Origin of the sequence: Sphingopyxis sp., assembly GCF_035565275.1 — a bacterium.
In the GTDB taxonomy this organism is placed as follows: domain Bacteria; phylum Pseudomonadota; class Alphaproteobacteria; order Sphingomonadales; family Sphingomonadaceae; genus Sphingopyxis.
In genome coordinates this window covers 1-12,011 of record NZ_DATMST010000001.1, presented here as the reverse complement: position 1 = coordinate 12,011, position 12,011 = coordinate 1, and the positions used below count along the sequence as shown (strand labels likewise).

General features: G+C 63.8%; 12 protein-coding genes and 2 pseudogenes. 8 read left to right on the top strand and 6 right to left on the bottom strand.

What is annotated here, in order from left to right; genetic code table 11:
* Positions 1 to 502, bottom strand: a pseudogene (locus VN047_RS00070) (hypothetical protein); the annotation flags it as partial.
* A 174-nt stretch (positions 503 to 676) separates the two neighbouring features.
* On the opposite strand from VN047_RS00070, the gene VN047_RS00065 reads away from it, so the two are divergent.
* Entirely contained in the window at positions 677 to 2,068 is a 1,392-nt protein-coding gene (locus VN047_RS00065) for a cytochrome P450 (RefSeq protein ID WP_325538869.1), read from the top strand.
* Positions 2,069 to 2,266: 198 nt separating this feature from the next.
* Here the strand turns inward: VN047_RS00065 and purT are convergent, their stop codons facing one another.
* Entirely contained in the window at positions 2,267 to 3,448 is a 1,182-nt protein-coding gene (purT, locus tag VN047_RS00060; RefSeq protein WP_325538868.1) for a formate-dependent phosphoribosylglycinamide formyltransferase, read from the bottom strand.
* A 122-nt stretch (positions 3,449 to 3,570) separates the two neighbouring features.
* On the opposite strand from purT, the gene VN047_RS00055 reads away from it, so the two are divergent.
* From VN047_RS00055 to ahpF, 5 genes are all read left to right on the top strand, one after another.
* Positions 3,571 to 4,002 carry a nuclear transport factor 2 family protein gene (locus VN047_RS00055; protein ID WP_325538867.1) on the top strand — a complete coding sequence of 144 codons (432 nt, stop codon included), beginning with the start codon at positions 3,571 to 3,573 and terminating at the stop codon, positions 4,000 to 4,002.
* 55 nt (positions 4,003 to 4,057) lie between these two features.
* A complete protein-coding gene (locus VN047_RS00050) occupies positions 4,058 to 4,780 on the top strand; it encodes an AraC family transcriptional regulator (RefSeq protein ID WP_325538866.1) in 723 nt (240 codons plus the stop codon).
* Between the two features lie 46 nt (positions 4,781 to 4,826).
* Entirely contained in the window at positions 4,827 to 5,120 is a 294-nt protein-coding gene (locus VN047_RS00045) for a hypothetical protein (protein ID WP_325538865.1), read from the top strand.
* Between the two features lie 145 nt (positions 5,121 to 5,265).
* A complete protein-coding gene (gene ahpC, locus VN047_RS00040; protein ID WP_325538864.1) occupies positions 5,266 to 5,829 on the top strand; it encodes an alkyl hydroperoxide reductase subunit C in 564 nt (187 codons plus the stop codon).
* A 129-nt stretch (positions 5,830 to 5,958) separates the two neighbouring features.
* Positions 5,959 to 7,515 carry an alkyl hydroperoxide reductase subunit F gene (gene ahpF / locus VN047_RS00035; RefSeq protein WP_325538870.1) on the top strand — a complete coding sequence of 519 codons (1,557 nt, stop codon included), beginning with the start codon at positions 5,959 to 5,961 and terminating at the stop codon, positions 7,513 to 7,515.
* A gap of 17 nt (positions 7,516 to 7,532) precedes the next feature.
* On the opposite strand, the gene VN047_RS00030 is transcribed toward ahpF, so the two are convergent.
* On the bottom strand, positions 7,533 to 8,018 hold the full coding sequence (locus VN047_RS00030; protein WP_325538863.1) for a GFA family protein: 486 nt from the start codon (positions 8,016 to 8,018) through the stop codon (positions 7,533 to 7,535).
* Positions 8,019 to 8,104: 86 nt separating this feature from the next.
* Positions 8,105 to 8,809: a glutathione S-transferase family protein gene (locus VN047_RS00025; RefSeq protein ID WP_325538862.1), complete on the bottom strand. Its 705-nt coding sequence runs from the start codon at positions 8,807 to 8,809 to the stop codon at positions 8,105 to 8,107.
* A gap of 144 nt (positions 8,810 to 8,953) precedes the next feature.
* Here VN047_RS00025 and VN047_RS00020 point away from each other — a divergent pair, with 144 nt between their 5' ends.
* Positions 8,954 to 9,268: a helix-turn-helix domain-containing protein gene (locus VN047_RS00020; protein ID WP_325538861.1), complete on the top strand. Its 315-nt coding sequence runs from the start codon at positions 8,954 to 8,956 to the stop codon at positions 9,266 to 9,268.
* Between the two features lie 18 nt (positions 9,269 to 9,286).
* On the opposite strand, the gene VN047_RS00015 is transcribed toward VN047_RS00020, so the two are convergent.
* On the bottom strand, positions 9,287 to 9,883 hold the full coding sequence (locus VN047_RS00015; RefSeq protein WP_325538860.1) for a YdeI/OmpD-associated family protein: 597 nt from the start codon (positions 9,881 to 9,883) through the stop codon (positions 9,287 to 9,289).
* 4 nt (positions 9,884 to 9,887) lie between these two features.
* On the bottom strand, positions 9,888 to 11,477 hold the full coding sequence (guaA, locus tag VN047_RS00010) for a glutamine-hydrolyzing GMP synthase (RefSeq protein ID WP_325538859.1): 1,590 nt from the start codon (positions 11,475 to 11,477) through the stop codon (positions 9,888 to 9,890).
* A 196-nt stretch (positions 11,478 to 11,673) separates the two neighbouring features.
* Between guaA and VN047_RS00005 the strand changes: the two are divergent.
* A pseudogene (locus tag VN047_RS00005) lies at positions 11,674 to 12,011 on the top strand (ABC transporter ATP-binding protein); the annotation flags it as partial.

The window sequence follows — 12,011 nt, the reverse complement described above, 5'->3', positions numbered from 1 at the left end:
GGCCCGGGCGCGTGCCATGATGCCCGTCATTGTCGCGGTCGCCGCCATGCCAGCCGCCGGGCCGCCCCGGGCGACCCGGACGGCCATCGCCGTCGCCGCGACCCGGGCGGTTCCAATGGCCGTTGCCGGGGCGATCCTTGTGATGTTTCCACCAGGCGCGGCGGCCCCCCCAATAGTTCAGATACTGGCCGCGCAGCGGATAGCGGTTGCGGTAGTTGTCGAACATCCACATCCCGTATCCGGGGTAGTAATAATCGTCGTACCAGCCACCACCGAAACCGATCTGGACGAAGCCGCTGCCATAATCCGACCCGTCGTAGCAATTGTATCCGTATCCATTATCATAGGCATAGGGATCGTAGTCGTAATAGCTGTCGGCGCAGGCGCTGCCCGCAGACGCGTAGTTCGATCCATAGACGTCACCGTAATAGCAGCCGCCGAGCATCGTCGTCGCGACCGCGCCGAGCGCGATGGAGAGGGGGCGCCTGAAACTCTTGACCATGGGCTTTGTCCTTTAAGGTGCAACGGATTGCGACCCGTTCCCGGACAACGAAAGTGCCCGAGTCGAGTTGAATTTGCGGTGAATGGAGTCCCGGCGACGCACATGCGTTACTTGCATCAATGTAAGTAGTCCGATAGGCTCCCACCGAATAGCTGGCAAACGAGGTGTGACGCGATGAACGCTCCCGCAAAGATTGAATGGTCCGAGACGCGCTTTGGCCCCGAAACGCAGCATTGGCTGCCGCGTAATCCCGACCATGTACTCGACCATATTCCGGGCGAGGACGGCATGCCGGTGATCGGCAACACGCTCGAACAACTCGGCGACTATCGCGGCTTCACGCAGCGCATGGTCGCTAAATATGGCCGCGTCTATCGCAACAACAGCTTTGGCGGGCGCAGCGTCGCGCTCCATGGGCCCGAGGCGAACGAACTGATCATGTTCGACCGCGAAAAGATCTTCTCGTCGGAACAGGGCTGGGGGCCGGTGCTCAACCTGCTCTTCCCGCGCGGGCTCATGCTGATGGATTTCGAAAAGCATCGCGCCGACCGCAAGATCCTGTCGGTCGCCTTCAAGCCCGAACCGATGCGCCATTATGCCGATTCGCTGAACGAAGGGATTCGCGACCGCATAGCCAGATGGAGCGGCAAGACGTTCAAATTCTATCCGGCTATCAAGGAACTGACGCTCGACCTCGCCGCGACCAGCTTCCTTGGCATTCCGTGGGGACCGGAGGCAGACAAGGTCAACAAGGCGTTCGTCGATATGGTGCAGGCGTCGATCGGCGTCGTGCGCGTGCCCTTGCCCTTTACCGCGATGGGCCGCGGCGCGAAGGGGCGCGCGTATCTGGTCGACTATTTCGGCCGCATGGTCCCCGAACGGCGGAACGGAACGGGTGAGGATATCTTCAGCCAGATCTGCCGCGCTCAGGGCGACGACGGCGAATATCTGAGCGTCGAGGCGATCGTCGACCATATGAACTTCCTGATGATGGCGGCGCACGACACCATCACCAGCTCGATCACGACGCTTGTCTGGGAACTCGCGCGCCATCCCGAATGGCAGGACCGGCTGCGCGAGGAAATGCTCGCCGTCGCGCCGGCCGGCGAGGGGGTTGGGCACAACAGCCTCGGCCAGCTCGAAATGACCGAATGGGCCTTCAAGGAGGCGCTACGGCTCGTCCCTCCGGTGCCGAGCTTTCCACGCCGCGCGCTGAAGGAATTCGAGTTCGGCGGCTATCGCATTCCCGCGGGGACATCGGTCGGCGTCAGCCCTGCCTATACCCACATGATGGAGGAGCATTGGCCCGAACCGGAAAAATTCGACCCGATGCGCTTTTCGCCCGAGGTTGCGCGCGAACGCCACAAATATGCGTGGGTTCCATTCGGCGGCGGGGCACACATGTGCCTGGGGCTGCACTTCGCTTATATGCAGGCGAAGATCTTTTTCCACCATGTGATCACCACGCACCGCATCGTGGTTGCCGAGGGCTACGAGCCTCAATGGCAGGTGCTGCCGATCCCGCGTCCGAAGGACGGGCTGACGGTGAGCTTCGTTCCGCTGTAGCCGGCGACGAATGATCCGCGGAGAATGGGGCGTGGGCGTCTTTCGCTTTCCTGCGTCTGGATCCGCGATCCACCGCGGGGCTGACGTTATAGACCCCCGATCAAGTTTGGGGTGTCGATGCGAGATATCCGCCCGGTCGCGCAGCGATGGGGATGATCAATATCCGCAGCCAGCCGAAACCGGACGCTTCGTTCAACGCTAATCCCTATATTCAATGGCGAGTTTGCCCGCAGCCGCCGTCGCCGCGGCGCGCGCGTCATCGGTCGTTCCGCCTGCGACCTTTGCGAGAGCAACACCCATGCGGCGATAGGGGCGCGTCACGGGCTTTCCAAAGATGCGGGCGTCGATCGAGGTTGCGGCGTTCGGCCGCACCAGGGCTTCGGCAAGGCCGGTGATCGCGAAATCGGCTGCGTCGCGGTCGGCGAGCAGTACGGCGCTCGCGCTCGCGTCGGGAACCGCGATGTCAGGGACCGGCAGGCCCAGAATCGCACGGGCATGAAGGTCGAACTCCGAAAGCGCCTGCGAGATCAGCGTCACCATGCCCGTATCGTGCGGGCGGGGGCTGAGTTCGGAAAAGATCACCTCGTCGCCCTTCACGAAATATTCGACGCCGAAGATGCCATGACCTCCCAGCGCGTCGACGACCTTTGTCGCCATCGCCTGCGCGCTCGCGAGGGCGGTATCCGTCATCGCTGCGGGTTGCCAGCTTTCGCGATAGTCGCCGCGTTCCTGCCGGTGGCCGATCGGCGGGCAGAAGGTCACGCCGTCCTTGTGGCGGACGGTCAGCAAGGTGATCTCGTAATCGAAGTCGATGAAGGCTTCGGCGATCACGCGCAGTCGGTCGCCGCGCATCCCGGCAGCGGCATAATCCCACGCCGCATCGATGCCCGCGGCGTCCCTGACCGTGCTTTGCCCCTTGCCCGATGAGGACATCACAGGCTTGACGACGAGCGGGAAACCGATGCGGTCCGCGGCGGCCGCCAGTTGTTCGCGCGTTTCGGCATATTCGAAGGTCGAGGTCCTGAGCCCGAGCTCGCTCGCGGCGAGGTCGCGGATCGCATCGCGGTTCATCGTCAGCTGCGCTGCGCGCGCCGAGGGGACGACATGGAACCCTTCGGTCTCGACTGCGGCGAGGATTTCGGTACGGATCGCCTCGACCTCGGGGACGATATGGTCCGGGCGGTGCTTTTCGATCGCGGCGCGCAGCGCGTCGCCGTCGAGCATCGAAAAGACCTCATATTCGTCGGCGACCTGCATTGCGGGGGCGGCGGCATAGCTGTCGCAGGCGATGACATGGCAGCCGAGGCGCTTCGCCGAAATCACGAATTCGCGGCCAAGCTCGCCTGAGCCGAGGAGAAGGATTTTTGCGGTCGGGGTCATGGCTCGCCTTTTTGAATCTGGTGCCTCTCCACAGCCGATATCGCGGCGAAGCGCAATGCACGTTCGTTCAACGTGCCGGCGTCGGTGACTGCTATGCTCCTCACGATAAGAAGGGAGAGAATATGACCGCCACTGCCGAGATCACGCGCCCGCTGTCGACCGAGGCCTTGTTCGACCGCTATCATGTCGGCTGGGAAACGAAGGACCCCGATCTGATTGCGTCACTCCATTCGGAGGATACGGTCTTTGCGCTCCGCGACGGCACCGAGCCGGTGATCGGGCGCGAGCGGCTGCACGAACATTGCCGGCAGTTGTTCGCGACCTTCGATTTTACGCAGGAAATGGGGCGGCGCCTTTATGGCGCGGACCATTGGGTGTTCGAATGGACGATGCTGCTGTCGCTGCGCGAGCCCGGCGGCGCACCCTTCACTGCCCGCGTCGGCATGCTCGACGTCGTCACGCTGAATGCGGCGGGCGAGGTAACGCGCAAGGACGTCTATCCGAACGGGCGCGAGATGTACGCCGCTTTCCTGCGCGCAGGGATCGAACGCTAGACCGGCGTCCAGCCGGCGCTTGCGCCGGATGCCGGAGCCGGGGATAATCGCCGCGATGCCCGACCCGCTTTCCCCTTTCCGGAATTCGCTGCTCCCGGTCGGCGTCCGGTCGCTTGCGCCACACGCCAATCCCGTCACCTGCGTCCTCGCGGGACGTGGCGGCAGCCTGCGGCTCGATCGGGGCGACCTGTATGTCGAGGGCGAGATATTGCTCGTCCGCCCTGGCACCGTCCATGCGGTCGTGCTGCCCGAGCGCGGCGCCGATGTGCTTTACCTCAGCGGTATGGTCTTCCCGTTCGAAGACCCGTTGGCGCAACCTTTGAGGGGTGGACTTGGCAAGCTCGCGCAGGACGCCCTCGGCGGCGGGGCCGACGCGATCGCTGCACTGCGTGCGTGCCTTGCTGCGCGGGCGTACTTACCTTCCTCTGTCACTCGCGCTGTCGAAGCGATCTATGCCGACCCGATGCGCCGCATGTCGCAAACCGAACTGGCCGTGCGGCTGGGGCGGGAGCGCACGCAGGCGCTGCGCTGCTTCAAGGCCGCGACTGGTCAGGTCTTTCGCGAATTCAAGCTCTGGTCGGCTCTCCAATATGCCGCCGAGCAGATGCGCGACGGAGCGCTGGTGCGCACCGCCGCGATGGATGCGGGCTTTGCCGATACCGCGCATCTCTCGCGTGCATTCCGCCGCCTTTTCGGCCTGACCCCGAGCGCGGCAATTGCCGGCCTCGACCTCACGCCGTCGGTCGATCGGGACCTTCGCATCACCCCCCTTATGTGATAGCCTTCGCCGAGCCGCCCTGGTGAATGCTGCGGGAGGGTCTGAAATGACAGATGATTGGCGAGTGGATGATCTGGCGCTCTGCATCAGCCGGCACGAGCGCTATCCGCCCGGAGTTCGCCCGGGCGCCGTGTTCACGGTGCGCGCGGTGCTGGCGGAGATGCCGGACCTCGTTGGCGGGCAACCGGGCACTGCCCTCAAGTTCAAAGATGTGCCTGACCTTGGCCCGCGCGCGGCCTATTGCGCGCGCCGGTTCCGCAAGATCACGCCGGGTGCGCCCGACGATTTCGACACCGAGGTGATCGATCTACTTGCAGGTGCGAAAGATATTTGTCGCTAATCGCGGTTTTGCGTGAATTTCGGCTTTTAATCGATTTCGCCGATAAGTGTGCCCGGAAAATTGGGGTTGAGTGCGTGCGCCAGTCGGCATAGCTGGCGGCCTGCAAATCATTTTGCAGTGCAGCAAACAAAGGAAACACTCTCCCATGGGTATCATCGGAAGCTCGATCAAGCCGTTCAACGCCACCTCGTACCATCAGGGCAAGTTCGTCCCCGTGTCGGACGCCGATACCTCGGGCAAGTGGGCGGTTTTCTTCTTCTATCCGGCCGACTTCACCTTCGTCTGCCCGACCGAACTCGAGGACCTCGCCGACCAGTATGCGACGCTTCAGGGCCTTGGCGTCGAAGTCTATTCGGTGTCGACCGACACGCACTTCAGCCACAAGGCATGGCACGACAGCTCGCCGGCGATCGGCAAGATCAACTATCACATGCTGGGCGACCAGAACCACGTCCTTGCCAACAATTTCGGCGTGCTGCGTGAAGATTCGGGTCTCGCCGACCGCGCGACCTTCGTCGTCGATCCCGACGGCGTGATCCAGGTGATGGAAATCACCAGCGAAGGCGTCGGCCGCAACGCCGAGGAACTCGTCCGCAAGATCAAGGCCGCGGTCTATGTCCGCGCCAACCCCGGTCAGGTCTGCCCGGCGAAGTGGGAAGAAGGCGCCGAAACGCTCGCTCCCTCGATCGAACTTGTCGGCAAGATCTAAGCCGACCAATTTTGCAGGACCGGGCGGGCGGCGCTCGCCCGGTCTTCGCTCCAGCTAAAACACAAGAATTCTGACGCCGCTCTCCCGCGGCGAACCCCTTTTCCTGTCCGAAAGGCTTTTCCCATGCCGATGCTCGACGCCAACACGACCGCCCAGCTCAAATCCTATCTCGGCAATCTCCGCCGTCCGATCGAGCTGGTCGCGAGCCTGGACGCGTCGGCCAAGTCGGCCGACATGCGCGCGCTGGTCGAAGAAGTTGCGGCGCAATCGGATCTTGTGACCGCGCGCTTCGACGGCGACGACGCGCGCCGTCCGTCCTTTGCGATCCGGGGCGATGAGGGGCGCGCCGAGGCGGTGTTCGCGGGCCTGCCGATGGGGCATGAATTCACCTCGCTGATTCTCGCGCTGCTCCACGTCGGCGGCCACCCGCCAAAGGAAGAGGCCGAACTGCTCGACGCGGTGCGCGCGCTGGAAGGCGACTTCGCCTTCGAAACCTTCTTCTCGCTGTCGTGCCAGAATTGCCCCGACGTCGTGCAGGCGCTCAACATCATGGCGGCGCTCAACCCGAATATCCGCCACACTGCGATCGACGGCGCGCTGTTCCAGGACGAGGTCGAACGCCGCAAGGTGATGGCGGTCCCTGCGGTGTTCCTGAACGGCGAACCCTTCGGGCAGGGTCGCATGGATCTCGCGCAGATCGTCGCCAAGCTTGACACCGGCGCGGTCGCGCGCGCGGCCGAGAAGATCGCCGCGAAGGAACCGTTCGACGTGCTCGTCGTCGGCGGCGGACCCGGCGGCGCCGCGGCGGCGATTTACGCCGCACGCAAGGGCATCCGCACCGGCATCGTCGCCGAACGCTTCGGCGGGCAGGTGCTCGACACGCTGGGGATCGAGAATTTCGTCTCGGTCCAGCACACCGAGGGCCCGAAGCTCGCGGCGCAACTGGAAGCGCATGTGAAGGATTATGAGGTCGACGTCATGAACGTGCAGGAAGCCGCCGAACTGATTCCCGGCGGCGCGAACGGCCTGCACGAAGTGAAGCTGAAAAGCGGCGCGAGCGTGAAAGGCAGGACGGTGATCCTGTCGACCGGTGCGCGCTGGCGCCAGATGGGCGTCCCCGGCGAGGCCGAATATCGCAACAAGGGCGTCGCCTATTGCCCGCACTGCGACGGCCCGCTGTTCAAGGGCAAGCGCGTCGCGGTGATCGGTGGTGGCAATTCGGGGGTCGAGGCAGCGATCGACCTTGCGGGGCTCGTCGAGCACGTCACGCTGATCGAGTTTGACGCCCGGCTTCGCGCCGACGCGGTGCTCCAGAAGAAGCTGCGCAGCTTGCCCAATGTTACGGTGATCACCTCGGCGCTCACCACCGAAGTGCTCGGCAATGGCGAGAAGGTCGTGGGCCTGCGCTATCGCGACCGCAACAAGGACGAGGAACATCTCGTCGAGCTCGAAGGCATTTTCGTCCAGATCGGCCTGATCCCGAACACCGAATGGCTGGGCAGCGCGGTGGCGCTCAGCGATCGCGGCGAGATCGAGGTCGACGCGCGCGGCGCGACGAGCCAGCCCGGCATTTTCGCCGCGGGCGACGTTACGACCGTGCCGTACAAGCAGATCGTCATCGCGATGGGCGAGGGATCGAAGGCGTCGCTCTCGGCCTTCGATCACCTGATCCGCTCGGGCGCCTGACGCGCCGCAAGCAACACTCAGTTCTCCGGCCAGACCGTCGTGTCGTGGTCGGGGTGCTGGTGGTTGCTTGCCTTGATGGCGCCGACAAGGTCGCTCATCGTGTCTTCGGTCGTGCCCTCGACCCTGATCGGCAGGTTTTCGAACAGCGATAGCTGTCCTTCGATGCCGAACTGGACCTGTGGCGGGAATTGCGACGGATCGTCGAACGACCCCGTCGTCAGACTGATGTGCTTGCTGTCGGCATAGTCATAAAACAGCGGCGTTCCGCAGTCGCGGCAGAAGCCGCGCGCGGCCTTGTCCGAACTGTTGAACGTCGCGGCGCTTCCGCGCGTCCATGTGATCGCGTCGCGCGGGACCCCGATCAGCGCGATGAAGAAATTGCCCGCAGCCTTCTGGCACATCCGGCAATGGCAGATATGCGACGTATCGAGCACCGCGGTGACATGATAACGCACGGCGCCGCACTGGCAGCCGCCCGATGCTTCGGTTTCGATTCTGTCCATACCGCCTTGCTATCAAAGCGGGTGCGTGACCACAATCTTCGCGCGGGGAAGCTGTGCGCGACGACGACGCGCCGCGCACCGCCTGATCACGCGCCGTAACGTTCGATCAGCTCGGCGAGCGGCACATAGCCAAGACACGGGCCGCGGCCCGACGCGCTTTCGCCGCTTTCGAGTGCGGTGGCATATATGACCGCGGGATCGGCCTCCAGCCTTGCCCGCAGCGCCGCCAGCTTCGGCCAGCGAACGGGCTCGGCGACCCCGTGGAATTCCAGCCAGCGTGCGACGCCGATGAACAGCGCGTCGGCCAGCGTCGGCCGGTCGCCGGCCAGATAGGGGCCATCGCCGACCATTTCCTCGAGCCGGTCATGGCGGCCGATCACGGCTTCCTTGCCCCATTCGCGAAGCGACGCCTGCAGAACCGGGCGCGGCGGGTCCATTTCGAGCGCGACCCACAGCGGACTGAAGGCGCCGGTGAAGCCGGTGTTGATGAATGCCATGATCTGGCGCATCCGGTCGCTCTCGGGCGACAGCGGGTCCGGGCTGATCCGTCGTTCGTCGTCGCGGGCGGCGAACCAGTGCGCGATCGCCATCGTCTCGGTCAGCACCTTGCCCTGATCGGTAATCAGCGCGGGGGTTTCGTGCCGCGCGTTGATGCGGGCATAGGCGGGTTCGCGCATTTCGCCGAGCATGTCGACGCGGCAGAGGCGATAGGGTTTGCCCAGCCATTCGAGGGCCGCGACAAGCCCCATGGAACTTCCCAGCGGGAAGCCATAGACAAGGATCGGTTCCAATGTATTGCTCCATCTTGTGTCAGAGGGGAGCTGCGCAGCGGTTTCCGATATAGGGCGCGCCTTTTCCGCGTAAATTACGCACCTTTTTGTAACCATGAGGCGATGATGAGGGATCTGGTTTCGCGCTGTCCGATCGAGGAAGTGATGCAACTCCTAAGCGGCCGCTGGCCGACCTTGCTGATCTATTATCTCAGCGACGGGACGAAGCGCTTCAGCGACCTGCGCCGCGACAATCCGACAATCTCGCACAAGATGCTGACGCTCGAACTACGCAAGCTCGAGGATGCGGGGATCGTCCGGCGCACCGAATTCGAAGGATATCCGCGGCGTGTCGAATATGACCTGACGGCGGATGGCGAACGGCTCGTCCCGCTGATCGATGCGCTCGGCAACTGGTGGGAGGAGATTGCTGTCGGCGGCGATGCCGACGAGGCCATTGTCACCGCGGCCGATACTTGAAATCGTCTTGCGGCGAGGTCACTTCGCCTTTTGCGGGTGAAAAGTCTCGCCGCGCTTCAGCATCGCAACCAGATCGGCAATCTTCTTTTTGCGTCCGGCGTCAGTCTTGATGGCTCCGAGACGGAAGATCAGCGCGAAGCGATTTTGGGCGGTGAGCTTGCCCGACATGGCTTTGGCTTGCGGTTCGGCATCGATCGCGGCTTGCAGGTCTTCGGGAATTTCCGATCCCTTGACGCGATAGGCGCGGTCCCAGCGACCATCGGCTTTTGCAGCTTCGACCTGTTTCAGGCCATGCCCGGTCATCCTGCCTTCGGCGGTCAGGCGCGCGACATTGTCGATGTTGATCTTGCTCCAGACGCTTTTCGGCGTGCGCGGCGTGTAGCGCTGGAGGAAGCTTTTCTCGTCGAAGGATTTGCGGATCGCGTCGATCCATCCCCAGCACAGCGCCGCGTGGATCGCCTGTTCGGGGCTGATCGACGCGAGGCCCGATTTGACCTTGTGGATCTTGATCCAGACCTCGCGCTCGGTGGCGTGATTCTCGGCCAGCCAGTTGTAGAAACCGTCGATGTCCACGAACTCGTGAACCTTGTCGGGGTCTACCTGGACTGCCGCCACGCCCTTATTCCCACTCGATCGTGCCCGGCGGTTTCGACGTATAGTCGTACACCACGCGGTTGATGCCTTGCACTTCGTTGATAATCCGTGTCGCGCAGCGGCTCAGGAAGCTTGCGTCGAAGGGGTAGATGTCTGCGGTCATGCCGTCGGTCGACGTCACCGCGCGCAGCGCGCAAACATGGTCGTAGGTGCGCCCGTCGCCCATCACGCCGACGGTCTTGACCGGAAGCAGCACCGCGAACGCCTGCCAGATCGCATCGTAGAGCCCCGCATTGCGGATTTCCTCGAGATAGACCGCGTCAGCCTTACGGAGGATGTCGCAGCGGTCTTTCGATACTTCGCCAGGGATGCGGATCGCGAGGCCGGGGCCGGGGAAGGGGTGGCGGCCGACGAAGATGTCGGGGAGGCCGAGCTCCTTGCCGAGGAGGCGGACCTCGTCCTTGAACAGTTCGCGCAGCGGCTCGACGAGCTTCATGTTCATCCGCTCGGGCAGGCCGCCGACATTGTGATGGCTCTTGATCGTCACGCTCGGCCCGCCGGTGAAGGAAACCGATTCAATGACGTCGGGATAAAGCGTGCCCTGCGCGAGGAAATCGGCGCCGCCGATCTTCTTCGCTTCTTCCTCGAACACGTTGATGAATTCGGCGCCGATGAACTTGCGCTTCTTTTCGGGGTCGGTGACGCCGGCAAGGCCGCTCATGAAGCGTTCCTCGGCGTCCACTACGACGAGCGGGATGTTGTAATGGTCGCGGAACAATCGCTCGACCTGCTCGCGCTCGTTCATGCGCAAGAGGCCATGGTCGACGAAAACGCAGGTCAGCTGCTCGCCGATCGCCTCGTGGATCAGCACCGCTGCGACCGCGCTGTCAACGCCACCCGACAGACCACAGAGGACGCGTTGGTCGCCGACCTGCGCGCGGATTTCGGCGATCTTCGTCGCGCGGAATTCGGCCATCGTCCAGTCGCCCGAACAGCCGCAGACATGGCGGACAAAATTGGCGATCAATTTTGCCCCGTCGGGTGTGTGGACGACCTCGGGATGGAACTGGGTGCCGTAATAGCGACGCTCGTCGTCGGCGATCAGCGCGAAGGGAGCGCCATCGCTGATCGCGACGATGCGGAAGCCGGGGGCGAACTCGGTCACCCGGTCGCCGTGGCTCATCCACACCTGGTGGCGTTCGCCGACCTCCCACAGGCCGTCGAAAAGGACGCAGGGTTCGGTGACGGTCAGGAAGGCGCGGCCGAATTCGCCGTCGCGCTCGCCGTCGGCGCCGCCGGGTTCGACCTGTCCGCCAAGCTGCTGGCTCATCACCTGCTGGCCGTAACAGATGCCGAGGATGGGAAGTCCGCTGTCGAACAGCGATTGCGGTGCACGCGGGCTGCCCGTCGCGGGGACCGATGCCGGCGAGCCCGACAGGATGATCCCCCTTGGCTGCATCCGTTCGAACGCGGCTTCGGCGGCGCTGAACGGGACGATCTCGCTATAGACGCCGGCCTCGCGGACGCGGCGGGCAATGAGCTGGGTAACCTGGCTTCCGAAATCGACGATCAGGATCGATTCAGGTGCGGCGGCGGAAGAGTCTGGAGTCGGCATGGGTGGCCGATAAGGGCAGGGGGCCATGCTGTCCAGCGGTCGATATGGCCTGCCCGTCGAACCGGCCTTTCCTCGACACATTGTTGCGACAATTGCGCGACATAAATGAACCGCAAGCAAAGCGCAGCGTCAGCGGGCGTTAAGCGCTGACATGCGAAGAAAAACCGAAGACAGAAAAGAAACAAAGGTTCTCCCGATGAATAGCTATCGCCTTTCCATTTCCGCACGGGCCGCGTTGCTGGCGGCGGGCGCTTCGTTCGCGCTTCCTGCGATAGCGGAAACACCGATCGGCCCGCCGGCCACGGCGGCGGTCGCCGAGCAGCCGGCAGAGCCAGCCCCGGCGGCGTCCGAAACGGTCGAGGACGCCTATGACGATTACAGCGAGGACGAAATCATCGTCACCGCGCCGCGTCTTGCGGGCCAGCTCGACACCGACATCAAGGCCGAAGCCGAACTCGATGAGGCGGCGATCGCGAGCTATGGCGTGTCGAACGTTTCCGAACTGCTCGACGCGCTCGCGCCGCAAACGCGCTC